Annotated in this window: 25 protein-coding genes; 20 read left to right on the plus strand and 5 right to left on the minus strand. The window is 50.3% G+C overall.

Annotated features, from left to right (window positions below):
- Together lptG and lptF are read right to left on the minus strand one after the other, a co-directional pair.
- A complete protein-coding gene (gene lptG / locus F608_RS0104270) occupies nt 1-1,077 on the minus strand; it encodes an LPS export ABC transporter permease LptG (RefSeq protein ID WP_022664382.1) in 1,077 nt (358 codons plus the stop codon).
- Nucleotides 1,074-2,261 (minus strand): LPS export ABC transporter permease LptF, encoded by a 1,188-nt coding sequence (gene lptF / locus F608_RS0104275; protein ID WP_022664383.1) that lies wholly within the window; start codon nt 2,259-2,261, stop codon nt 1,074-1,076. The genes lptG and lptF overlap by 4 nt, the downstream gene beginning before the upstream one ends.
- Nucleotides 2,262-2,475: 214 nt before the next feature.
- On the opposite strand from lptF, the gene F608_RS0104280 reads away from it, so the two are divergent.
- Nucleotides 2,476-3,141 (plus strand): thiamine diphosphokinase, encoded by a 666-nt coding sequence (locus tag F608_RS0104280; protein ID WP_022664385.1) that lies wholly within the window; start codon nt 2,476-2,478, stop codon nt 3,139-3,141.
- 1 nt (nt 3,142) lies between these two features.
- Here F608_RS0104280 and F608_RS0104285 read toward each other — a convergent pair whose 3' ends face one another.
- Both F608_RS0104285 and F608_RS37445 read right to left on the minus strand, forming a co-directional pair.
- Nucleotides 3,143-3,973: a flagellar basal body-associated FliL family protein gene (locus F608_RS0104285; protein WP_244154240.1), complete on the minus strand. Its 831-nt coding sequence runs from the start codon at nt 3,971-3,973 to the stop codon at nt 3,143-3,145.
- A gap of 169 nt (nt 3,974-4,142) precedes the next feature.
- The gene (locus F608_RS37445; protein ID WP_022664387.1) at nt 4,143-4,346 is read right to left on the minus strand and encodes a hypothetical protein; all 204 of its coding nucleotides are present in this window, start codon (nt 4,344-4,346) and stop codon (nt 4,143-4,145) included.
- A gap of 359 nt (nt 4,347-4,705) precedes the next feature.
- On the opposite strand from F608_RS37445, the gene F608_RS30710 reads away from it, so the two are divergent.
- The 4 genes from F608_RS30710 to F608_RS0104315 are packed head-to-tail and all read left to right on the plus strand — an operon-like array spanning nt 4,706 to nt 9,243.
- Nucleotides 4,706-5,770 carry a hypothetical protein gene (locus F608_RS30710; protein WP_022664389.1) on the plus strand — a complete coding sequence of 355 codons (1,065 nt, stop codon included), beginning with the start codon at nt 4,706-4,708 and terminating at the stop codon, nt 5,768-5,770.
- On the plus strand, nt 5,767-6,783 hold the full coding sequence (gene galE / locus F608_RS0104305) for a UDP-glucose 4-epimerase GalE (protein ID WP_022664390.1): 1,017 nt from the start codon (nt 5,767-5,769) through the stop codon (nt 6,781-6,783). Before F608_RS30710 ends, galE begins: the two co-directional genes overlap by 4 nt.
- A gap of 13 nt (nt 6,784-6,796) precedes the next feature.
- Nucleotides 6,797-8,473 carry a HEAT repeat domain-containing protein gene (locus F608_RS0104310; RefSeq protein ID WP_022664391.1) on the plus strand — a complete coding sequence of 559 codons (1,677 nt, stop codon included), beginning with the start codon at nt 6,797-6,799 and terminating at the stop codon, nt 8,471-8,473.
- A 5-nt stretch (nt 8,474-8,478) separates the two neighbouring features.
- Nucleotides 8,479-9,243 carry an ATP-grasp domain-containing protein gene (locus F608_RS0104315; RefSeq protein WP_244154276.1) on the plus strand — a complete coding sequence of 255 codons (765 nt, stop codon included), beginning with the start codon at nt 8,479-8,481 and terminating at the stop codon, nt 9,241-9,243.
- A 78-nt stretch (nt 9,244-9,321) separates the two neighbouring features.
- Here F608_RS0104315 and F608_RS0104320 read toward each other — a convergent pair whose 3' ends face one another.
- A complete protein-coding gene (locus F608_RS0104320) occupies nt 9,322-9,888 on the minus strand; it encodes a hypothetical protein (RefSeq protein WP_022664393.1) in 567 nt (188 codons plus the stop codon).
- A 153-nt stretch (nt 9,889-10,041) separates the two neighbouring features.
- Between F608_RS0104320 and F608_RS0104325 the strand changes: the two genes are divergently transcribed.
- The 15 genes from F608_RS0104325 to rsmH all read left to right on the plus strand — a co-directional run bounded on the left by F608_RS0104325 (nt 10,042) and on the right by rsmH (nt 22,847).
- Complete coding sequence (locus F608_RS0104325; protein ID WP_022664394.1) at nt 10,042-10,974, plus strand: biotin--[acetyl-CoA-carboxylase] ligase; 933 nt, start codon at nt 10,042-10,044, stop codon at nt 10,972-10,974.
- A gap of 10 nt (nt 10,975-10,984) precedes the next feature.
- Nucleotides 10,985-11,509 carry a biotin transporter BioY gene (locus tag F608_RS0104330; protein WP_022664395.1) on the plus strand — a complete coding sequence of 175 codons (525 nt, stop codon included), beginning with the start codon at nt 10,985-10,987 and terminating at the stop codon, nt 11,507-11,509.
- A 7-nt stretch (nt 11,510-11,516) separates the two neighbouring features.
- Nucleotides 11,517-12,272: an energy-coupling factor ABC transporter ATP-binding protein gene (locus tag F608_RS0104335; protein ID WP_022664396.1), complete on the plus strand. Its 756-nt coding sequence runs from the start codon at nt 11,517-11,519 to the stop codon at nt 12,270-12,272.
- Entirely contained in the window at nt 12,269-13,015 is a 747-nt protein-coding gene (locus F608_RS0104340; protein WP_022664397.1) for an energy-coupling factor transporter transmembrane component T family protein, read from the plus strand. The genes F608_RS0104335 and F608_RS0104340 overlap by 4 nt, the downstream gene beginning before the upstream one ends.
- A gap of 124 nt (nt 13,016-13,139) precedes the next feature.
- Entirely contained in the window at nt 13,140-13,652 is a 513-nt protein-coding gene (locus F608_RS0104345; RefSeq protein WP_022664398.1) for a hypothetical protein, read from the plus strand.
- 214 nt (nt 13,653-13,866) lie between these two features.
- Nucleotides 13,867-14,058, plus strand: coding sequence for a hypothetical protein (locus tag F608_RS0104350; protein WP_022664399.1), 192 nt, complete (start codon nt 13,867-13,869; stop codon nt 14,056-14,058).
- 217 nt (nt 14,059-14,275) lie between these two features.
- Entirely contained in the window at nt 14,276-14,851 is a 576-nt protein-coding gene (locus F608_RS0104355; protein WP_022664400.1) for a hypothetical protein, read from the plus strand.
- A 101-nt stretch (nt 14,852-14,952) separates the two neighbouring features.
- Nucleotides 14,953-15,897 carry an ABC transporter ATP-binding protein gene (locus F608_RS0104360; protein ID WP_022664401.1) on the plus strand — a complete coding sequence of 315 codons (945 nt, stop codon included), beginning with the start codon at nt 14,953-14,955 and terminating at the stop codon, nt 15,895-15,897.
- Between the two features lie 5 nt (nt 15,898-15,902).
- Entirely contained in the window at nt 15,903-16,607 is a 705-nt protein-coding gene (locus F608_RS0104365) for an ABC-2 transporter permease (RefSeq protein ID WP_022664402.1), read from the plus strand.
- A 25-nt stretch (nt 16,608-16,632) separates the two neighbouring features.
- Entirely contained in the window at nt 16,633-18,825 is a 2,193-nt protein-coding gene (locus F608_RS0104370) for a Gldg family protein (RefSeq protein WP_027362463.1), read from the plus strand.
- A gap of 74 nt (nt 18,826-18,899) precedes the next feature.
- Nucleotides 18,900-19,838, plus strand: a complete 939-nt coding sequence (locus F608_RS0104375; protein WP_022664404.1) for a DUF4340 domain-containing protein — start codon at nt 18,900-18,902, stop codon at nt 19,836-19,838.
- A 44-nt stretch (nt 19,839-19,882) separates the two neighbouring features.
- Nucleotides 19,883-20,605: a lysophospholipid acyltransferase family protein gene (locus tag F608_RS0104380; RefSeq protein WP_022664405.1), complete on the plus strand. Its 723-nt coding sequence runs from the start codon at nt 19,883-19,885 to the stop codon at nt 20,603-20,605.
- A 121-nt stretch (nt 20,606-20,726) separates the two neighbouring features.
- Nucleotides 20,727-21,143, plus strand: coding sequence for a response regulator (locus F608_RS0104385; RefSeq protein WP_022664406.1), 417 nt, complete (start codon nt 20,727-20,729; stop codon nt 21,141-21,143).
- Between the two features lie 322 nt (nt 21,144-21,465).
- The gene (mraZ, locus tag F608_RS0104390; protein ID WP_022664407.1) at nt 21,466-21,906 is read left to right on the plus strand and encodes a division/cell wall cluster transcriptional repressor MraZ; all 441 of its coding nucleotides are present in this window, start codon (nt 21,466-21,468) and stop codon (nt 21,904-21,906) included.
- Between the two features lie 2 nt (nt 21,907-21,908).
- Entirely contained in the window at nt 21,909-22,847 is a 939-nt protein-coding gene (gene rsmH, locus F608_RS0104395) for a 16S rRNA (cytosine(1402)-N(4))-methyltransferase RsmH (RefSeq protein ID WP_022664408.1), read from the plus strand.
- Nucleotides 22,848-22,859 lie beyond the last annotated feature (12 nt).

Here is a 22,859-nt window from a genome sequence, read left to right on the forward strand (position 1 = left end):
TTATTCCGTGTGAATGAGATAAAGGCTGCCGGCACATAGGGAGACCAGGTTTGTGATCCAGGCCGCCACCACCGGGGGGAGTGCGCCGGCATACCCCATGGACAGACAAAAACCGAACATGACCCAATAGACAAAAGAAATGGCAACCCCCACTGCAATGGCCGCGGGCATACTGGTGCCGGCAAAGGACCGCATGCCCGTGGCAGCCCCTGCCAGGGCCATGATGATGCAGATAAAGGGAAAGGCGAGTTTGCCGTGCATATCCACCTGATATGACCTGGCATCGTATCCCTCGTTTTTCACCTTGGCTACATAATCCCTAAGTTCGAAAAAACTCATTTCATCGGATTTTTTAACCATCACCCCCAGATCTTCAGGCTTGATTTTCAGATCGATTTTTTTCGTCTCCACTGTCTTCACGTCATACTCATGGGAATCGGGATTATAGATCTGTTCCATGACATTTTCCAATATCCAGGTTCCCGCCTCATACACCCCTTTTTTGGCGTCTATCCGGTCCAGGATCTTAAAATCATCTCCCATTCTTGTGGCCGTGATATCGGATACTGTTCTGCTTGCCGGATCAAAATAATTGATGTGGATCAGGTTCTTTTCCGATTTAATCCAGATGTCTTTCCTGCCCATGGAGATTTTTTCATTTTTCCAGATCTCGAAATACCGGATATGATTCGCCTTTGCCATGGAAACCGGGATCAGGGTCTCTCCCAGGAGAAACATGAGGCATGCCAGAACAAAACCGGCCGCAAGGGCTGGTTTTACAAGAAAATATACGCTGATCCCGCTGGATCTTATGGTGGTCAGCTCATTGTTCTTATTCATCAGCCCGAATACGGCAATGGCCCCCAGCAGGATGCCGGCCGGGGTGAGCTGGACAAACATGAACGGGACCTTTAAGAGCACGTACCACAGCCCCCTTAAAAGAGAGATATCTGATTTGAGAAACTCATCCATCCGGGAAAGGTAATCAATGAAGATAAAAATGACCAGAATCAGCACCTGGATAATGCAGAAGAATTTACTGAATTCCTTGAGCCAGTATCGATGAAGACAGGTCATGACATCACTTTTCGGGTCATCTGTTTCCCGATGACGGCAAGGGTCTGCCGGATTGCCCTGGGCAGCCTTACCGGCTTTTCTTTTGCATTCCGCCACAGAAGAAAGAGACCGGCTCCGCCCATGATCAGATCGGGCAGCCACATCCCGATAAAAGGCGGATAATGTCCGGTTTCCCCGGCTGACCAGCCCGCGGCCAGCAGAAAATAATAGAGCAGGAAAAAGGAAATTCCCATGCTGAAGCCTGAGGAGCGCCTCAGGGACATGGACTGAACCCCCAGGGGGAAAGCCAGAAGTCCCAGGGAAAGACAGGCAAAGGGAATGGAAAACTTTTCATGAAAAACCATTAATGCCTCGCTCCTTCTGGCATTATTCTCTATCCCTTCCCGGATCAGGCCACGGAGCTCCCCCAGACTGAGCTCATCAAAATCCTTTTTTATTGTTCCCGGCCCTTTTTGCATGGCCGCCAGATCGATATTGATGTCATAATGGCCGAAGTTGATGGTGGAAACCGAATTATCATCCGAGTTGACCTGGTTGATCATGCCCTTGTAAAGCCGTATGGTGTAGATACTTTCATTTTCCCGTCGGATCAGCTTTCCCGAAGGGGCCGTGGATATACTGGTGATTCCCTGGGCTCTCTTGTCTTCGATAAATACATCCTTTAAAGCCTTTGTCTTCATATCCACATGGGAGACATAGATCATGATGTCCTTGAGCTGGGCGTTGAACTGACGTTCCTGAAGGGCCAGGTCAATGCTGGACCGGGCAAGCTCAACGCTTTTTTTCTTCAGGGAGAGTTTGCCCCAGGACACCCCGAATACAGTAACCCACAGGGTCAGCAAGGTTCCCATGAGGCAGAAAACCAGGACAGGCGGCAGCAGTTTATAAAGGGAAGCCCCGGCCCCTTTCAGGGCCACGATTTCATTCTCCCCGGACATGCGCATGAAGGTCAGGAGGATGGAGATCATCACGGACATGGGAAGGGTAAATTCAAGGAACCTGGGCAGGGTAAAGCCCACCATCAGGAGAATGGCAGACAAATCGGCATTGTAATTGACCACCATGTTTGTAATCTCGGGGATCCTTGTCATCAAAAAGACAAAGGTCAGAAAAAAAAGGCTGATGACAAAGGGAGAGATCATTTCCCCGAAAATATATCTGTTTATAATCTTAATCGAATTCATTTCCCCGGAAAAATAATGGTTACCCGCCCAATAGTCAACCTTTATGAATAAAGTCAAAAGTCTGAAGCCAAATCTTCGAAGCCGGCATTCAGCAGAAATTGATTTTTCCCATTGCTTTTGCCTTTGGGCTTTTGGCTTCTGCCTGCCTTGGAAAGCAGACAAAACCTTCTGTTTATTCTTGTTTGTGAACCCGGTTCCATGGTATGGCCTTGGCATGAAATGCATCATCATCGCAGGAGGTCTTTTTGAGCCGGACCCGACAAGGGGCGGAAAACTGGACCGGCTGGTAAAAAAAGCCGATCTGATCATTGCGGCCGACGGCGGGGCAAACCATTTAAGGAGCCTGGACATCACCCCCCATTTCATCATCGGAGATCTGGACTCCATTCATCCGGAAACCCGGAATTTTTATGAGAAAAAAAAAGTCGAATTTATCCGGTATCCAAGCAGAAAGGGGAACACGGACACGGATCTTTGCGTGGACTTTTCCCTGGAAAAAGGAGCCTCGGACATCACCCTGGCAGGCATGACCGGCCAGAGGCTGGACCACACCCTGGCCAACATCTTTTTACTGCGCAGAATGGCAGATTTAAAGGTCACCGCCAGGATCATTGACGGCCATAATGAGATTTACCTGTTCACCTGTTCGAATCCACGGGGGGACAGCCTTGAACTGGAGGGCAGACCCGGGGAATTTCTCTCTGTGATTCCCATATCGGAAAGGGTGGAAGGGGTTACCCTGAAAGGCCTTGAATATCCCCTGGACAACCATACCCTTGAATTCGGATCCACCCTGGGCATCAGCAATTGTTATAAAGACAGGAAGGCCGTGATATCCATCACAAACGGCAGTCTGATCATAACGAAATCCACAGATTAAATCAGCCGGCAGCCTTGTCCTTGCTGTCCGCTTCTTCCCCCTCGGCCGGGGCTCCCGAGGGGATGGTATGTTCTATGAGAAACTCCTCTACCTTTTCATGGGTGTCCGTTACAATGACATGCTCAATCTCAATATCCTTGATCGCCCCTTCCATATAGGGATTCAGGACCTTTAACAGCTTTGCCTTCTGGGCCTTGACCCGGTCAAAATCCTTGACGTCATTATAGATAAGGGAGCTTAAGAATACCATGGCCGCCTCCCTGGCCCTGGGGTGAAGCCGGGGCACTTTCTGACCCGGCATCAACTCCTGGAGGACCAGCCTCATCTTCAAACAAAGGTACCGGTCTTTGGTATTGGAACTGATCTTGTTGAGGTTGACGGCAATGGGCTCCATGGGAATCATCAAGGACGAACTTTCCTGTTCTTTACCGGATTTGCCTGTTGTGGTTTTCTTCCATTCAGCCAGGTTCCCGTTCTCTGCCCTCAACTTCATGACAGAGGCCCCCAGCTCCACGATCTCAAAAAAACTGGTGGTGTTTTTTTCCCAGACCTCTTCAATGCTGGAATCCATGACCGTAAAGATCAGCTGTTCCTCTTCCAGATGCCAGGTGCCCTTGGCATCTCCCTTGGACTTGACGATTTTTGAGGTGGCATCGGCAATCCTCACTGAAGACTGCCACTCTCCCTTGGGATTGAGGATAAGGAGGATATAGGTCCGGTTCCGGAAAAGAATCCAGTTCCCCTGGACCAGTTCCTCTTTTGACTGGGTCTTCTCACCGCAGCCTAGGGGGATAAGGGCCAGGAACAGCCAGAAGATCAGAAAACGTCTCATGGGAATCATCCTGATTTTTAATTTTTGATTTTCCTGAAGCTACCATGAAGAAAGGCCATGGTCAAGTCCGGGGGCAGATGAGAAATTGCAGGCACAGGCTTTTCAGGCAATAAAAAAGGTGCCGGAGAGACACCTTTTTAATCACCACAGAATTTGATATTGATCTGGTTTATGATGAACCGCAGCCGCCCCCGGATCCGCAGCTGGAGCATCCGGACTGTCCCAGATCGATATTGGAGTCCAGGCTGAAACCCATTCCGGTAAAGTCAATTTTAATGGTTTCGGCTTTTTCCATGAATTCTTTATCAACAACGAATTTAAGCCCTTTGATGTCAAATGTGTCGTCTGAATTTTTCGGCTCGTCCAGAGCCATAGCAAGGGAAGGTCCGCCTCAGCCGCCCGAGTTAAGAAAAATCCGGATAGGGCTGGGTTCTTTGCCCTGGAAGTAATCATCAATCTGCACTTTGGCAGGATCTGTCAATTCAATCATTGTAAATTCTCTCCTTATTCGTTAATTTTTATCCAGGTTTAACACGCCTGAATGTCCTAAGTTTAACCATGCACCGGGGACCTGTCAATGTTGTAAACCCCGGAGTTGTATAAAAAAATGGGTTTCACCGGGTAAAAACCTTCTTGCACTTGCGCTGAGAACAATCCATAATGGGAGAAGTTCCTGGAGGCCGGGACTGAAAATGGATCCCGCCACAGGTTTTTGACTTCTGATTAAAAAAAATGAAACTATCGATCCCCTATATTTCCAGCCCGGACTACTCAGACTATCTTCAGACAAAACTCCCCTTCCTGGAATCCATTTATTTCAGTCTGGGTTCAGGGCCGGTTCTCGATTCCAGGATACGGATTTCTTCCCTGGATATCCAGACCCTTGCCCGGGAGCTCTCCCCTTTTTCCCGGACAAAAAAATATTGTCTGCTCAACACCCGGTTTGTCCGGCCCGGTTTGTATATGGACAAGGGTTTTCTGACCCAGGCCCTGGACAAAATCGAAATCCTCCATGAAACCTGTGGTCTTGACGGCATCGTGTTTACGGATTTTTACCTCTTAAAAGGTCTGGACCGGACGGGCCATCCCATTGTTCCCAGGCTAGAGGCCCTGCCCGGAGTCAACTGCATGATCGACACATCCCAGAAAGCTTTTGCTTTTATGGAGATGATCGAAACCACCCGGTTTAAGCTCCCGGGGAAGATTATTCTGGACCGTTCCTTAAATCGGGAACCCAAAAAATTGGCGTCCACGGTCCGGGACATAAAAGCGGCCCGCCCCCATATAAAAATCGAACTTCTGGCCAATGAGGGCTGCATCTATCAATGCCCTTTCAAATTAGGCCACGACGCACAGATTTCCCTGTCCAATACCGGTCTTGTCAGGGAAACCACCTACAGGCTGAATCAGGAACTGGGATGCCATGCCTATTTCCATGATCACGGGCACAGATTTTTAAAATCCCCGTTTATCCGCCCCGAAGATCTCCCTCACTATTCAGATCTGGCAGACTCGGTAAAGCTCTGCGGCCGGACCCTGGGCAGGCGATTTCTCATCCGCTGCATTGAAGCCTATATTGACCGATCCTTTGACGGCAATCTCCTGGATCTCATGGATGCGGCCAATTTTCTCTCCGGCTTTTATCACATGGACAATAAAAAGCTGGATCCTGATTTTTTTAAAACCCTGACTTCCTGTACAAAGGACTGCAAATGCTGTAATCTATGTACCGAGCTATTTTCAGGCGCGACTGTAAAAAACAAACCAATCTTGCAGCCCTACGAGGATTATCGATGAAGATACTTGTTACCGGCGGGGCCGGATACATCGGCTCCCATACCTGCGTTGAACTTCTCAATGAAAACTATGATGTGGTGGTTCTGGACAATCTGTCAAACTCTTCTGAAGAGTCTTTGAACCGGGTCAGAAAAATCACGGGAAAAGATCTGGTGTTCCATAAGGCAGACCTGCTGGACAAACCGGCCGTGGAAAAGATCTTCAAAGATCATGAAATTGATGCGGTCATCCATTTTGCCGGTCTCAAGGCCGTGGGCGAATCCGTGGATATCCCCTTAAGATATTTCCACAACAACATCACGGGGACCCTGAACCTGCTGGAGGTCATGGGAGACGCCGGAGTCAGGACCATCGTATTCTCCTCTTCCGCAACGGTATACGGAGATCCCGCTTCCCTGCCCATCAAAGAGGATTTCCCCCTCAGCGTCACAAATCCCTACGGCAGGACCAAATTGATGATCGAAGAAATCTTAAGGGATCTTCATGTTTCGGACAATGAATGGGACATCGCCCTGCTCCGGTATTTCAACCCTGTGGGTGCCCATGAATCCGGCCTGATCGGGGAAGATCCCCAGGGGATTCCCAATAACCTGGTTCCCTATATCGCCCGGGTGGCCATCGGCTCCCTTGACCGGCTCAGCATATTCGGAAACGATTACGACACCCCGGACGGGACCGGGGTCAGGGATTTTATCCACGTGGTTGATCTGGCCCGGGGCCACATCAAAACCCTTCCCAAGCTCTTTGCCAAACCCGGAGTGGTGACCTACAACCTGGGAACGGGAAAGGGTTTTTCCGTTCTTGAAATGGTAAAGGGTTTTGAAAAAGCCTCAGGCCGCCGGGTGGCCTATGATATTGTGGACAGAAGACCCGGGGATATTGCAGCCTGCTATGCAGACCCTTCCCTGGCGGAAAAAGAGCTGGGATGGAAAGCGGCCAGGACCCTGGAAGACATGTGCAAAGATACCTGGAACTGGCAGAAAAACAACCCCGAAGGCTTTGACAACCCATAATTGAGAGACCGGAATGGACGACTATTTACCCAAACTGCAGGAGCTGATCAAAGAGGCAAAAATTGAAGCGGCAAAAGAAAACCTAAGCCGGTTCAGGTCCCGGCCGGCCCAGGACCGGCAGAAGATCATGGAGATGCTGGCCCTGGCTTCGGATAAGACAACCCTGGCCCTGCTTGATTTTCTTCTGGAAGACAAATCCCTTGACCCGGAAACATCCGGCCCCCTGTTCCAGCTCCTGATCGACCGGGCCCATCTCCATTTTCCCTTTGCCCTGGTTCTATTGAAACATGGAGACCCGGCAAGAATACTCAATGCCATCCCCCTTTTCAGGCATATCCTGGCCAGGGAAACCCGGGCAGAACTTCTGGGACAGATCATCCGCATGGCAGGAATACTCAGGCTGGAAAAACTCACGGACGATATTGCCGAATTCGTATTTTATGACGATCCCGGGTTGAAAGCCATGGCTGTCAGGGCCCTGGAAAGGATCGGCACAGACCGGGCATACCAGAGGCTGGAGCAGATCGCTGCCACGGAAAAAACAGACCCGGACATTGTGGATGCCCTGGAATTTCTGAAAACAAATCCAAAACACTTCCGGGCTGACGAGCCAGAGCCAAAATCTGACATTCTTCCTGATCCTCCTGTTAAATCGGATCCAATGGATGATGATCAAACCTTTGAATCCTTTGAGTCCCACATTGCCAGACTCTCCTCCGGGAATGTGGAAGAAAGATACCAGGCGCTTCAATACTTTTCGGAAAATGGGTCCTTAACTGCCCAGGCCCTTTCCCTCAACCTGGGGCCTGATGACCCCGACCTGCTGGTCTCCCTTCTCTGGCTGGTCTCCATGACCCTTCCCCCCGGGGCTGTCCAGGACATTTTCTCCCTTATTTCAGAAGATCCCGGCGACAATTTGGTGAAATTTTCAATTTATAATGCTCTGGAGGCCTATCCCGATCTGGATTCCCCGGCAATGATTTTAAAAGGAATTTCAGAACCGGCTTCATTTGTCAGGATGGCTGCGGTAAAGGCATTGGAAAAGCATTGCTCAGACTATGTCGTGGCTGAAATCAAACAGAAAATCGAATCCGGTTCCAAAACCGGAGAAGAACTGGTCCGGACCATCCTGGATGTCCGGGCGTCCCGGTTGATAGAATCCCTTTTGACATCGGATACCTTTTCCTATATCGCTTCCAATTACCTTGAAACAAAGGCATCCATTACGGTTCTTGATGCCTATATCCAGGTTCTTGAAAAGAGAAATCTTAAATCCACCCTGAAGCGATTTCAAAACCTGAGAGAAACAAAAGAAGTCGGCACCAGACCCGTGATCATGGTGGTCAGTCCATCAAAATCCTATCTGGAAGTCTATGCCAAACGCATCCATTTAAGCGGATTTGACGCAAGAACCTTCACAGGCACCCAGGATGCGTTCGAAGCCATGGTGGCTGAAAAGCCCTCCGCCCTGCTCTGCAGCCTGATTCTCAACAACATGACATCCACGGATTTTGCCGGGGAAACCAGGAAAATCTACGATAAAAAAGAACTGCCCCTCATGGTTTCCCCCCTGTTGAGAAACCTGGAATCCAAGGAATTGGAAAAAGCAATGCAAGCTGCCGGCATCTCCGGCCGGGTCGATTTTCCGGCCCGGACATCCCAGATCAAATCCTGGGTAAAGACCAATTGAAACCCGTGGCCATTGGCGCCCGGTTGAAAAAATGCCCCCAGATCCTTACCCTGGGATTCAAACCCAATTTTTCCGATTACACCTCCAAAGAACGGGAACTTCTATTGAATACGCCGAGGATTCTCTATCCCACGGCTTTTTATGCCGACCTGTTCAACGCCATGGGCAAGCCCACCTTCCCCAGCTATCACACCTATAAATTTGCCATGGACAAGATCAAACAGACCGCCATGTTCCAGATGATGAACATTCCCCACCCCCGGACCCGAATTTTTTACGGGAAACTTTCCCGGGAAAGAATCCTGGCAGAGTTCTGTTTTCCCTTTATTGCCAAGATTCCCAGGGGCTCGGCCCAGGGAAAAGGCGTTTTCCTCATCCAGACCCCGGAACACCTGGATGCCCATCTCAGCCTCAAAGGCCCGGCCTATATCCAGGAGTATCTTCCCTTTGACCGGGACATGAGGATCATCGTCATGGGCAGGGAAGCGGTTTTTTCATATTGGCGCGTGGCCCGGGGTTCCGACTTTAAGACCAATGTGTCCAGGGGAGGGGAAATCCGCTTTGATCCCCTGCCCCGGGAGGCCCTGGACCTGGCCCGGGCCACAGCCCAAACCTGCGGATGGGACGATGTGGGCATTGACATTGCCCTGGCAGAGGGGAAATTCTACGTCCTGGAAGGGAATATGAAATACGGAACCAAGGGGTTTAAAAAAGCGGGCATCGATTATAAGGATTTTCTCTGCCGGATGGTTCTGGAGGGAAAGGTATAAAGCAATTAATAATTGACAATTAAGAATGAACAATTGAGGACTGTCCTTGCTTTTGACTTTAGACTTTCAGCTTTTGACTTATATAATCCCGGCCTCTTTCTCATCCTCTTCCCACTCTTCCAGGTAATCCCGCACAGATGCAGATTTTGAATTTTTTAAAGGTTTTAAAAGCACATATCCCATGTCCTCCAGATCCTTCTCCAGAAGGGTGAAAAAACCGGCTTCAATTTTTATTGCTTCACTGGGTTTTTTATCCGGCCTGGCCTCTTTTTTTTCCATATCCTCGGCTTCATCCATAACAGAACGGGTCAGATGGCCTTCGGGAACAAAGGCCCGGCAATCCAAGTGATTCCACTCTTCAGGAAAATTCTTGATTTTCCACGGAATCATATTTTCCGGCCTTAAAATTCCTTTTTTCCGGGGATTGAAAGGCGCCTGGACAAAACCCATTTTCTTTTTATCAAACTGCATCAGTTCCTTGAGCACATCAACAATATCACTGCCGAATATCCACTCTTCCTCCTCCAGCAGCACAGGCGGAAATTCAGCACTGGTAAGGGCATACAAATAGGGCCCCTTATCCTTCCAAAATTGTTTAAAATCCTTAACATTGGGCAGGTTCTGCCTGATACACGACTCCGGCATCTTACCAATTCCTTTTCTCTAAATGATCCCTGTAGAACAAAAGCAATCATACCAGATTATAAAATCGCTGAGTATACAATTTTTACTTGACCTGCCCGCTGAATCTTGTTAACCATCCCGATCATTAAAGGTTAACCAAATATAAATAAAACAATGGACAACAGGCAAAGCATACTCAATAGTCTCTACCAGGCCGGGGGAGAAACCGTTTCCGGAAGTAAAATCTCTGAAATTACGGGGATTTCCAGGGTGGCGGTCTGGAAACACATTAAATCTTTAAAAGCCTCCGGTATTGATATCCTGTCCCAGCCCAGGGGATATGCGCTTGTGGATCCGGAAGACCTGCTGGAGCCCTTTTGTTTTCCCCGGGGACGTCAAGACCGGATTTTCCATTTCCAAAAGGTCGAATCCACCATGGACAAGGCCAGGGAGCTTGCCCGGGAAGGGGCGCCCCACTTCAGCTGCGTGGTTTCCGAACACCAGTCCAAGTCCCGGGGAAGGCTGGACCGGCAATGGGTATCCTCCAAAGGAGGACTCTGGTTTACCCTGATCCTGAAACCCGACCTGCCCCCGCCCCTGGCCTGGATTTTCAACTTTGCCGCCTCGTCCTGCCTGTCCCGGGTATTGAGCCGAATGTTTGATCTGGACGTCCGCGTGAAATGGCCCAATGATCTGCTGCTGAACGGGGAAAAACTGGTGGGGATGCTCTCGGAAATGGAGACCCGGGCCGACATGATCAATTTCCTGCTCCTGGGGATCGGGCTCAACGTGAACAATGAAACCCGGTCGGAATCGTTCCGGGCCGCCTCCCTGAAAACCGCCCTGGGCAGAGCCGTACCCAGGAAAAAGATCCTGGCCGAATTCCTGACCCGGTTTGAGGAATTGACCGGTTCCATGGATCCGGCCCAGATCATTGCCCAGTGGAAAACCCGGACCGCCACCATTGGAAGCCGGGTCAGGGTGGAAACCCAGAACCAGATCTACGAAGGCATTGCCAGGGACGTGGATGAATCCGGTGCCCTGATCATTGAAGATAAAAACAATCAGATCCAGAAAATCATCTATGGAGACTGTTTTCATTCCTGAAAGGATTCCCATGCAGAACCCGCTCAAACAAACCGTTTATTCCGCTCTGTTCGTTGCCCTGATCAGCGTCGGAGCCTTTATCTCCATTCCTGTGGGCCCGGTGCCCATCGTGCTCCAGAACATGTTTGTCCTCCTGGCCGGCCTGATCCTGGGCCCGGTTTGGGGGACGGGCTGTGTCGGGGTCTATCTTCTCATGGGCATTGCCGGCCTGCCCGTGTTTGCCGGGGGGACCTCGGGAATCGGCAAGATCTTCGGCCCCACAGGCGGTTACCTCATCGGATATATCCCGGCTGTTTTCATCACCGCTGCCATTTCCAAAGGGCTGAAAAAATCCCTGGTCGGCGATATCCTGGCCCTGACAACAGGCTCTTTGCTGGTATACGGCGTAGGCGTGCCCTGGCTGAAGATCGTTCTGTCCATGTCCTGGGACAAGGCCCTGGCTGCGGGCATGTTCCCCTTTCTGATCGGGGACGTTTTAAAGATCATTGCCGGGGCCTTTCTGGCCAAAAAACTCAGACCCTTAATCAGACACTAGTTTATCCATGACCTGCCCCATTCTGGAAATAGAGAATCTCAGCCACTCCTTTGAACAGGGTGAGGGAGGGATCTTTGATATTTCATTCAGCATATCCGGGAATGAGTTCATCCTTTTGGCCGGGAAAAACGGCTCCGGCAAGACCACTCTGATCCGCCATCTTAACGGTCTTCTCCGTCCCGATTCCGGCCAGGTTCTGTTCAAGGGGTGCAATATTCAAAAAAACCTGACCCGGACCCGGAAAAAAGTGGGCATGATCTTCCAGGACCCGGACACCCAGATCATCGGGGATACGGTATTTGATGAGACCGCATTCGGCCTGGAAAACCTGGGATTTGAGCGTCCAATGATCCGTGAAAAGGTGAGCCGAACCCTGGACCGGCTTGATCTTTCCCATCTGAAAGACAGGAACCCTTCCACCCTGTCCGGTGGGGAAAAAAGAAGGCTGGCCATTGCCGGTGTCCTGGTCATGGAGCCTGAGGTCATCCTGTTTGACGAGCCCTTTGCCAACCTGGATCATCCGTCCACCCAGGCCCTGGCCGGCCTTGCCCGGGAGCTGAACCGGGCCGGCCATGCCATTGTCATGGCCACCCACGATGTGGAACCGGTGATCCGGGACGCCACCCGGATACTGATCATGGAAAACGGCAGGGTGGCTGAGGACGGCCGTCCGGACGCCCTGGTGAAAAAACTGGAATCCCACGGGGTCAAGGAGCCCTGGTCTTCCAGGCCGGGACTCGATCTTGGAGGATCCCGGCCGTGACCCTGTTTTCCTTTCGCCCGGGATCGACCCTGGTTCATGAACTGGATGTCAGGGCCAAATGCGTCCTGGTCTGCCTGCTGAGCCTTGCCATATTGAACACTGGCCTCTCGGGAAACCTGATCTGCCTGTTTTTTTTACTCGTTTTCATCAAAAAGATGGGATTCAAACTGATCCGGATATTGAAACAACTCTCTTTTTTTCTGATTTTCCTGGTCCTGATTTTACTATCCAGGGGCCTGACCTTTCCGGGCGATCCCATGTTCACCTTTTGGGGAGTCACCCTGACCCGCCAGGGTATGGCCCTGGGAAGTCTCATTGCCCTCCGGTTTCTTTCCATCATGTTCCTGGGCCTGGTCTTCACCGCAACCACAAGACCGATGGAGATTAAAGCGGCAGCCCAGTGGTTCCTGAAACCCGTCCCCCTGATCCCGGAAAAAAAGGTCGCCATCATGATCAGCCTGGCCCTGCGCTTTCTGCCCCTGATTCTGAACCAGGCGGCCGAAGTCTCTCATGCCGTAAATGCCCGGTGCGGGAATTTAAGGAAAAACCCGGTCCAACGCATGATCCATCTGACCTGGCCCCTGCTGAAAAAAAACTTTAAATCCGCCGAAGACCTTACCCTTGCCATGGAAGCCCGCTGTTATTGCGAAAATCGCACAGATCCGGAGTTTCATCGAAGCGGGAAAGAAGGAACGGCAATGCTTTTTGCCCTTGTTTTCTGCGCCGTCCTTGTCTTTATATAAAAACAATTGCCGGTTCGTCGGCTCATACGTTAGATTGCAACATGATAATAATGGAAATCCGAAAGGTACTAATGTGATATTTTCGCACTCAATATTTCGGAGGGTTATATCTGGAATCCTGTGGATGACGTTAACCGTATTAGGGCTCTTTGGTTTATTAATTATCATCGGATTAGGTGGTTATCAGATCCCATTCTGGCCTTCAGATAAAGAAGTGTCCTTTGAAGAGCCTTTTTCAAACTATATAGGTCGAGAGCTCAGCGTAATTGGAGAGGTAACCGCCCTTACATGGAACGACTTTCCAGATAAGGAAAAAATACTGGTTGTTTCACTGACTTCTCTGCCGAGAGCAAAAAATCGTTTTGTCTCTCACAAAATTCCTTTGCAAAAGGGCCAAAGGGTGCTTATTCAAAGTGCGTGGAAATCGTTCAAATTAATAGAATTTAACTATTACTATCAAGTATCCGTGCCTGGTGCAGGGTTGCCCGAAGGGGTTCCGATCAAATTAGATATAGGGTCAGATGGTATTCCGGATCCATTTTTCTACGAGGTTGTCCAATCTAAAAATTCGTTCAAATTCACTCCATCATATGCGGGTCGTTCGTTGACGCTCACCACAACTGAATACGATCTTTAAAATCAATTTAATACACTGGTATCCTGATTTTCGGAGTTCAACCTCGTAAAGGAGGTTAATAATATATTGGCATTTGATTTTTTCGGCAGGGAATGTTTAATCTCCAATTAAGCTGATCTTCATTTTGGGTCAACCTGCCTTTAAAAAGGTTGGATAACATTAATTTTTACACATTATACGGATCTGTATAATTATTTGACAGCAGGGATGGATCATGGATAAACCTAAAGAAAGCAGTTACGTGAGCATGACAGCACCACAACTGGTCAAGGCACTTTGCGACCACAGTCAGGTGGGATCACCGAGACATTCGGAGATCACCGGCGCGCTCGCAGCCGTTCTCATCAAGAATCTCACCGACTCCATTGATCGACATGAGCGGGCTGCCACGCGGGAACGGCGCTGAGGCTGTCAACTGGAACCTGGAAACTGCCCAACCAAATCCGATTTCATCAATCCCCAATCCAAAATCTCATTTCATTATCGTTTAGTCATCTTTATCAAATCAGGTCCATTCCATATTGATTGTGATAAAATTTTAAGGTAAGATCTATTTATGCAAGTGTATTACTTTTCAGCATAATGTATTTTTAATAATTAAAATCTCCGGAAGAGGAGGTCCCATGCCCAAAAATGAAGATCCGTTTCCCGGTCCGTCCATGTTTGACCTGAGGGGAAAGCAGTCGGTCAGGGCAACCTTTAAATTATCCCAGAAGGCAATTGATGCCATCGGTCTGGTGGCCGTGCACATGGGAATCAAACAGAAATCCCTGTTTGACCATATTATCGAAGACATGGAAGCCCTGGATGACCTGGCCCAGACCATCCGGATCCGGCAGTTCAAAAAGATCCCCAGAAGGCAGAAAACATTTGTCCTGAGCCGGAAGACCATTGATGCCCTGGCCAGCATTTCAGAGACCTATGGGATGCCCCGGGATGCCCTGGTGGAATACTCCATTCAAAAACTGGAATCCGTGATCCAGACGGAAAAACTCAGGCACGGCGAGAGAAAAAAGCTTCAGTCTGCCCTGGATGACCATTTCCGGACCGGGGAAAAGCTCTATGCCACGGCCTCAAAGATCCTGGGCCGGGACGATCCCTTCTGCAGAAAAATGGAAAAGTCGATTCTCACTTCCAGGAAAACCCTGGAGGAGATCAACATTTTTCTGGAAAAAAGCAAGGTCCTTGAAGATTTTTGACCGCTGGGGCAGATTCGGATTTCACCGGGTCTGAAAAAAATAAAGACAGAACAAAAACCCCCGGTTTCGGGGGATGTAAAATACTTGTTTAGGAGGAAGCATTGATAGAAATTCAGAACCTGACAAAGTACTATAACGACTTCTGTGCGGTGGACAATATCAGTCTGTCCATCCCCCCGGGGGAAATCCTGGGACTCCTGGGCCCCAACGGTGCCGGAAAGACCACGACCCTGAGGATGCTTACAGGCTATTTCAAGCCCAGTTCCGGCAGTATCACGGTCAAGGATTATGAAATGCCCAAAGATACCCTGAAGATAAAAACCCTGATGGGATATCTCCCCGAATCCGCCCCCCTGTATCACAATATGCTGGTCTACGATTATCTGGACTATGTGGCCAGGATCAAGGGCATCAAGGACCCGGGGAAGAGACAGGAGCGGTTCAGGGAACTGGCCCGCCTCTGCGGCCTTTCCTCCATCATGGATAAGCCCATTGCCAACCTTTCAAAGGGGCTCAAGCAGCGGGTGGGCCTGGCCCATGCCATGATGACCGATCCGGAGATCCTGATCCTGGACGAGCCCACCTCGGGCCTGGACCCCAACCAGATTGCGGAAATCCGGGATATTATCCGGGCCATTGGAAAGGAAAAAACCATTATCTTTTCCACCCATATCCTGTCCGAGGCCGAGGCCACCTGCGACCGGATCGTCATCATCAACAAGGGAAAAGTGGTGGCCGACGATACCACGGCCAGTCTCAAACAGGGGGTGAACCAGAACGCCTTTATCCGGCTCTCCCTTCTGGGGCCGGACCGGGAAGAGGCCGTTGCCCTGCTCAACTCAGTGGAACCGGGACTTACGATTACGCCCATGGCCTGCCCGGACCCAAAAACCGTATCCCTTGAAATCCGCTCTCCCGGAGACCGGGACTTACGATCGGACATCTATCTTGCGGTCAAAAAGACCGAATGGATCCTCCTGGAACTTACCAGGGAATCCCAGGCCCTTGAGCGGGTATTCCAGGAACTGACACGGGAGGAGGCTTAAAAACCATGACACAGATAAAGACCATCGCCCTTAAGGAATTCAAAGATTATTTCATCTCTCCCATTGCCTATATCGTGATCGCCCTGTTTCTGGTGGTCACGGGCTGGTTTTTCTTCTCCACCTTTTTTATCTTCGGCCGGGCCGATCTCAGGGATTTTTTCTCCCTGCTGCCCATCACCTTTTCCTTTTTCATCCCGGCCATCACCATGCGCCTTTTTGCCGAGGAGAAAAACGTGGGTTCCTATGAGACCCTTTTAACCATGCCGGTATCCTTTACCCAGATCGCCCTGGGGAAATTCCTGGCCGCCTGTTTTTTTACCGGGGCCATGCTGATTCCCACCCTGTCCTATCCCCTGTTTATCTCTCTGATCGGAGAGGTGGATCCGGGACCGGTGATCGGGGGATATATAGGGGCCATGGGGCTGGCCGGGGCCTATTGCGCCGCAGGCCTGTTTGCATCGGCCCTGACCCGGAACCAGATCATTGCCTTTATCATCGGGTGCGCCCTCTGTTTCACCCTGACCATCATAGACAGGCTGTTGTTTTTTATGCCCGCGGCTGTAGTGGACCTGATCGAGTACGTGGGGGCCGGCTCCCACTTCATGAACATCTCCAAGGGGATCATCGATTCCCGGGATATCATCTACTTCATCAGCGTGGCATTTATCTTTTTGTTCTCCACCCACATGATCATGCATGAAAAGAATTAAGGAGACACCCAGTTTAGGAGACATCATGACACAGATCAAAGAACATTATATCAAGTTTATTCTGTATACCGCAGTGATTGTGCTGGTCAATCTCGCCGGCCTGACCCTGTTTTTCAGGGCAGATCTGACAAAGGCAAAAGTCTATTCTTTGTCCGAGGCCAGCAAGGAGGTCGTGGCCACCCTGTCCGAACCCCTGAGCATAAAAGTCTTTTTTTCAAAGGACCTGCCCGCCCCCCACAACAACACCGAGCGTTACCTGAGGGACCTCATGGAAGAATACGGGGCCAGGGCGGGAAAGTACTTTAATTATACTTTTTACAATGTCTCCCCGGAAGAGGGAGGTCTTACCGACCGGACCGATGCCAACCGGGAAATGGCCAAAAGCTACGGCATCTCCCCGGTCCAGATCCGGATCATGGAGAACGACGAGGTTAAATTCAAAAACGCCTACATGGGGCTTGTCATCATCCACGGGGATCTCATTGAAAAGATCGGGGCCATCACCTCCACCGACGGACTGGAGTACCAGCTTACCACGGCCATCCAGAAACTGAACGACAAGGTGTCTGCCCTGCTCCGTCTCAAGGACAAGATCAAGGTAAAGATGATTCTTTCCTCTTCCCTGAACCCCATTGCCCCCCTCCTGGGCCTGGAGGACCGGCTGCCCGGCCTGGCAAAGGGGGTTGAAAAAGTCATCCGGGACCTGAACACCCGAAGCATGGGCATTATCGACTTTGAACATCTTGACCTGACCACCAAAAAAGATCTGGATGCTATTGCCGGAAAGTACAATCTAATGGCCCTTTCCTGGCCGGCCATCCCGGAAAGGAACATCGGGGAAGGCCAGGGAGCGGCCGGACTGGTACTGGAGTACAAGGGCAAAACCGAAACCCTTCCGCTGATCTCTGCCGTTGAACTGCCCATCATCGGAACCACCTACCAAATGGCGGATCCCGAAGCCCTGGAAGAGGAGCTGACAACGATTATCGAAAAGATGATCGGCATCAACAAGGATATCGGATACCTGGCCGACCACGGCAGCCAGTCCCTGGGACCGGACCGCATGGCCATGATGCAGGGGCGGCCCGGAGGAGGCATGCAGGTGTTCAACTCCCTGCTCTCTTCCCGGTATGATATCAAGCCGGTTTCCCTGAAGGAAGATCCCATTCCGGAAGGCCTCAACTGCCTGATCATTGCCAAGCCCACGGAAAAATTCTCCGACTACGAACTCTTCCAGATCGACCAGGCCCTGATGAAAGGCACCAATATCGCCTTTTTTGGGGACGCCTTCAACGAGATCATGCCCCAGGGCGGCATGGGCATGCCCCAATATCCCCCCATTGACACGGGTCTTGAAAAACTGCTCAGCCATTACGGGATTGCCGTGGAAAAGGCCTTTGTCCTGGATAAGAGCGCCTATAAGCACCAGGCCTCCCCCAGCCAGGGAGGAGGAGAACAGGCCATTTACTTCGCCCCCATGATCAAGGAGAAATCCATCAACAACGAGCCGGAATTCATGAACAATATCAAGGGACTCATCGCCATGCAGATCTCCCCCCTGGAACTGAAGGAGGAGAATATCGACAAGGACCGGGTTACGGCCGTCCGTCTGCTCTCCTCTTCAGATGAATCCTGGCTCATGAAGGGGATGATCAACCTAAATCCCATGTTTATCTCTCCGCCCGAATCCAAGGAAAAGATGGAAAGCTATGACCTGGCCTATATCCTGGAAGGGGAATTTACCAGCTACTTCAAGGGCAAGCCGGTTCCGGAAAAGGAGACCGGGGAAAAAGAGATTCAAGACAAGGAGACCCCGGAAAAGGCAGAATCCGGACCGGCTGAGGCTTCCCCCGGTGCCAAAGAGCTTGTGGCCCGGAACCGGGTGATCGAATCCTCCAAACCGGCCAAAATCTTTGTTCTCGGATGTTCCCAGATGCTCCAGGACAATATGCTTGATCCCGAAGGACGATCCACCAACGCCACCTTTATCCTCAATGTCCTGGACCACCTTAACGGCCGGGACAAGATTGCGGCCATGAGAAGCAAGCAGCAGACTTTAAATCCCATTGTCCAGACCACCCCCTTTGTCAGGGGCATGATCAAGGGATTCAACATTGCCGGCCTGCCCGTATTGGTGATCCTGTTCGGAATGGGGGTCCTGGTCAGCCGGAACGCCAGGAAGAAAAAAATTGCCAGGATGTTTAAAGAAAACAAATAATGTCAAATGCCTCTTTTCAATTCAGGCTTTTGGCTTTGAACTTTTAAGATTTAGACTTTCATGAGGAAAAGACCATGAAAAAAGAATATCTCATACTCGCAGTGCTCATCCTGGGGCTGAGCCTCTATCTGGTTCTGAAAAAAGAAGACCAGACCCACTATACCCTGCCTGAGATCAAAGAAGTCGATACCACCCAGGTGGACAAAATCAGGATCGGCAAAAGGGATGCCCCCCTGGAGTTCAATAAAACCAATGACGGATGGGTCATCGGCAAAGAAAAGTTTCCCGCGGACAAACACGCCGTGGACAGCATGCTGGACGTGGTGAAAAACCTGAAAATATCGGCCCTGGTTTCGGATAAGGAGGACCGGTTCCGGTATGAACTGGACGACGCCCATGCCCTGGACGTTGAGGTATTCAAGGGAGACAACCTCTTGATGGCCTTTAAAATAGGCAAGACCGCCCCGAGCTTCAACCATACCTTTGTCATGCTGGACAAGGATACCCGGATCTTTCATGCCCGGGAAAACTTCAGGTCCAGTTTTGATAAACCCATGGACGATTTCCGGGACAAGACCGTCCTGAAATTTGAAGAAAAGTCCATTCGGAAGATCCAGCTGACCAAAGCCGGGAAATCCCGCACCTTGATCGCCTCGGAGACAAAGGACGATGAGGGAGAATCCCGGATTTCGTGGAAATATGAAGACGGCTCCTCTCCGGACAGGGAAGCAATCGACTCCCTTCTTTCCTCACTCTCATCCCTGGAATGCGAAAAATACCGGGTCCGGAAGAAAGAGGAGGAAAACCAGGGGCCCGCCTGTACGATAATCCTTGAAAATGATGAAGAAATGGTTTTAAATCTCTATGATGGGGAAGCAGAGGAACAGGTGGACGGAACCTCCTCGATGAATGCGTATCCCTTTACCCTCCAGTCATACACGGCCAAAGACATCCTCTCCCATGCGGACAAGATCCTGGGCCTGGAAGAAAAGAAAGCAGAGGATGCAGAATAGGCAGGAAAAAAACCGGAAAATGGGGCGAAAAACAAGGCCAAAGAATGAACCCCTATCTAAAAAAAGCATATCAGCCCTATAAATGGCTGGTGGTGGCTCCCTTTATATTTGTGAACACCGCGGCCATGGGGCTGTTGTGCATCCTGTCCGGACTGGTCCTTGGCCAGGACGCCGCCGATATCTTTGCCGTGATATGGTCAAGGGCCTGCTGCGGGGTTGCCCTTCTGAAAGTAAAACTAAAGGGAAGTAAAAACTACAACCGAAACAGCGCCTATGTGGTGGTGGCCAACCACCAGAGCATGGCGGATATTCCGATCATCCATGGATTCATGGGCCTGAAGATAAAATGGGTCATGAAAAAGGAATTGGATAAAATCCCCATTTTCGGCGCAGCCTGTCACAGGCTGGGGTGCATTTTTATTGACCGGTCCGACAGCCGGGCAGCCATCCGGTCCATCCGTGAAGGCAAAAGGACCCTGACGGAAAACAGCTCGGTTTTTTTCTTTGCCGAGGGTACCCGGAGCCGGAACGGAAGGCTTTTGCCCTTTAAAAAAGGCGCTTTTATCTTTGCCCTGGAAACCGGACTTCCCATTCTGCCGGTGACCATTAAAAACTCTTTCCGGGTCCTGCCGTCGGATTCCCTTGATCTCACCCCCGGAACCATTGACGTCTTTGTTCATGCCCCTGTCCGCCTGAAGCCTTCCGATGGAGACCAATTGGACCAGGTCATAACCGATATCCGCCGGACCATTGCCAGGCCCCTTTGATTTCGATTCCCGGACTTTTGACATTTTCCTTGTTTTTTTCTCCTTATCTCTCTATGATAATTTGGACAGATTCTGAATTCTCCAAGGAATACTTTTCATAAATGAATCCGCGAGGATGCAAATGAGTTCTTCTACATTTTCAGACCCGGATCATCGTCCTAGAATTCTGGTCATGGACGATGAGGAACAGATCCGAGACATCACCCGGGCAATGCTTGAAAAATTTGGCTTTGACACCACCCTTGCCGAAGACGGAGAAGAGGCCATTGAAAAATTCAGGAATGCCCAGGAGGAGGACAGACCCTTCCAGGGAGTACTCCTGGACCTGACCATCCCCGGAGGCATGGGCGGAAAAGAGACCTGTGAAAGAATTCTTGCCCTGGACCCCCATGCCAGTATCATTGTCTCCTCGGGGGACTCGGAAGGCTCCCTGAAGAACGAGTTTACAAAATACGGGTTTAAGGGAATTCTTCCCAAACCCTATAGAATTGCCGATTTAAAGAAAGCAGTGGAGGATCTGATCCATCCCGGTGACTGATCCCGGGTTACTCCACTTTTATCCCCTTCCCTCCTTTATCTTCCAATCTCTCTTTCCGATCCCATAGAAAAATCAGACGGCGAGCCGCGTCCACAAAGAGATTCCGTCTTTCACTCCTTCTTTTTCCGAGGTTCCTCTGCAGAAAAATATTCAAGATCCACTTTACTCCCCATTCTCAATGCCCAGTAAATAAGATGGTTTTCGGCTATCTTTTTAAGTAAAAATGAATTTTTTCCTTGACTTACCCGGGTTTTTTCGTAAAAGTGTGTCCTAAGGTGGTGGAAAGTGGATGTAAGTGTATTTTTTGCAGAGGCTTAAATAAGTGTTTCGATCAAGCTCCTTTCATACGATTGACCCCAAAGGCCGGGTGATCATTCCCGCAAGATTCAGGAATGTTCTCAAGGCCGATGATGAGTACGGGGTCGTGGTCTCCATTAAGGACGGGTGCCTCTATGCCTACACTTTCAGCGAATGGAAAAATCTTGAAACCAAGATCCTGGCGGCAAAAAGCGCTGCCATGGAAAAGTTCAAAAGATTCTTCCTGGGCAATGCGTGTCCGCTGAAATGTGACAAACAGGACAGGATTCTCATTCCCCAGAGTCTGAGAACCTATGCCGGCATAGAAAAGGACATCGTTCTTGTGGGGGTACTGGATCGGTTCGAAATCTGGTCCCGGGAAAAGTGGGATCAGGAAAAATTGAAAATGGAGCAGGAACTTGAAAAAGAGGAAGTCAGAGAGGAAATCGCTTCCCTAGGGTTGTAAAAATGGGATTTGAGCATCGGTCTGTCATGCCCTCCGAGGTGCATGAGTATCAAAACCTGAAACCCGGAAGCATCTGCGTGGACTGCACCCTTGGCGGCGCAGGGCATGCCCTGTCTACCCTCAAGGCCATTCTGCCCGATGGACTGCTCATCGGCATTGATCAGGACATGGATGCCCTGGCCCATGCGAAAAAGAAACTCGCTCCCTTCAAAGAAAATGTGAGGCTGTTTCACAATAATTTCAGCGATCTGCCCGAAATCCTTGAATCAAACGGGATAGAAGGGGCGGATTCAATCCTCCTGGATCTTGGCTTTTCACTCAACCAGATAAAACACGGCAAACGTGGATTTAGTTTTAAACTGGACGAACCATTGGACATGAGGATGGACATTCGAAACGAACTGACAGCCGGCCATATCATCAACTCCTATACGGAAAAGGAGCTGAGGGAGATTTTCTTCCGTTTCGGGGAAGAAAATTTTTCATCCCGCATTGCAAGAGCCATTGTCCGGGAACGGTCAAACCAGCCCATCCTTACCAGCAAGGCCCTTTCCGACATTATCGTTTCGGCTGTGCCGGCAAAGAACCGGTTCCGTCAGAAAATCCATCCTGCCACCCGGGTGTTCCAGGCATTGAGAATTGCCGTAAACAACGAACTGGAAAATCTTAAGACCTTTATGGAGGAGGTGCCGGACCTGCTGAAAAAAGGGGGCAGGATCTGTGTGATCTCCTTCCACTCCCTGGAAGACCGGATCGTGAAGCAGGCCTTTAAAAAACTTGAGTCCGGATGCACCTGTCCCAGGGACCTTCCCCAATGCGGTTGCGGTTTTGTACCCCAATTGACATCCATACTGAAAAAACCCCTGGCACCGACAAAAGAAGAGATCGACGCCAACCCCATGGCCAGAAGTTCCCGGCTCCGGGTGGCCCAGAAAATATGAGCCAAAGGATAT

Source organism: Desulfospira joergensenii DSM 10085 (genome assembly GCF_000420085.1).
Lineage (GTDB): Bacteria > Desulfobacterota > Desulfobacteria > Desulfobacterales > Desulfobacteraceae > Desulfospira > Desulfospira joergensenii.

Bases quoted from the DNA above. Each gene is read 5' to 3' on its own strand.
- lptG (WP_022664382.1), bottom strand. From the start codon at position 1,077: ATGACCTGTCTTCATCGATACTGGCTCAAGGAATTCAGTAAATTCTTC.
- lptF (WP_022664383.1), bottom strand. From the start codon at position 2,261: ATGAATTCGATTAAGATTATAAACAGATATATTTTCGGGGAAATGATC.
- F608_RS0104280 (WP_022664385.1), top strand. From the start codon at position 2,476: ATGAAATGCATCATCATCGCAGGAGGTCTTTTTGAGCCGGACCCGACA.
- F608_RS0104285 (WP_244154240.1), bottom strand. From the start codon at position 3,973: ATGAGACGTTTTCTGATCTTCTGGCTGTTCCTGGCCCTTATCCCCCTA.
- F608_RS37445 (WP_022664387.1), bottom strand. From the start codon at position 4,346: ATGGCTCTGGACGAGCCGAAAAATTCAGACGACACATTTGACATCAAA.
- F608_RS30710 (WP_022664389.1), top strand. From the start codon at position 4,706: ATGAAACTATCGATCCCCTATATTTCCAGCCCGGACTACTCAGACTAT.
- galE (WP_022664390.1), top strand. From the start codon at position 5,767: ATGAAGATACTTGTTACCGGCGGGGCCGGATACATCGGCTCCCATACC.
- F608_RS0104310 (WP_022664391.1), top strand. From the start codon at position 6,797: ATGGACGACTATTTACCCAAACTGCAGGAGCTGATCAAAGAGGCAAAA.
- F608_RS0104320 (WP_022664393.1), bottom strand. From the start codon at position 9,888: ATGCCGGAGTCGTGTATCAGGCAGAACCTGCCCAATGTTAAGGATTTT.
- F608_RS0104325 (WP_022664394.1), top strand. From the start codon at position 10,042: ATGGACAACAGGCAAAGCATACTCAATAGTCTCTACCAGGCCGGGGGA.
- F608_RS0104330 (WP_022664395.1), top strand. From the start codon at position 10,985: ATGCAGAACCCGCTCAAACAAACCGTTTATTCCGCTCTGTTCGTTGCC.
- F608_RS0104335 (WP_022664396.1), top strand. From the start codon at position 11,517: ATGACCTGCCCCATTCTGGAAATAGAGAATCTCAGCCACTCCTTTGAA.
- F608_RS0104345 (WP_022664398.1), top strand. From the start codon at position 13,140: ATGACGTTAACCGTATTAGGGCTCTTTGGTTTATTAATTATCATCGGA.
- F608_RS0104350 (WP_022664399.1), top strand. From the start codon at position 13,867: ATGGATAAACCTAAAGAAAGCAGTTACGTGAGCATGACAGCACCACAA.
- F608_RS0104355 (WP_022664400.1), top strand. From the start codon at position 14,276: ATGCCCAAAAATGAAGATCCGTTTCCCGGTCCGTCCATGTTTGACCTG.
- F608_RS0104365 (WP_022664402.1), top strand. From the start codon at position 15,903: ATGACACAGATAAAGACCATCGCCCTTAAGGAATTCAAAGATTATTTC.
- F608_RS0104370 (WP_027362463.1), top strand. From the start codon at position 16,633: ATGACACAGATCAAAGAACATTATATCAAGTTTATTCTGTATACCGCA.
- F608_RS0104375 (WP_022664404.1), top strand. From the start codon at position 18,900: ATGAAAAAAGAATATCTCATACTCGCAGTGCTCATCCTGGGGCTGAGC.
- F608_RS0104380 (WP_022664405.1), top strand. From the start codon at position 19,883: ATGAACCCCTATCTAAAAAAAGCATATCAGCCCTATAAATGGCTGGTG.
- F608_RS0104385 (WP_022664406.1), top strand. From the start codon at position 20,727: ATGAGTTCTTCTACATTTTCAGACCCGGATCATCGTCCTAGAATTCTG.
- rsmH (WP_022664408.1), top strand. From the start codon at position 21,909: ATGGGATTTGAGCATCGGTCTGTCATGCCCTCCGAGGTGCATGAGTAT.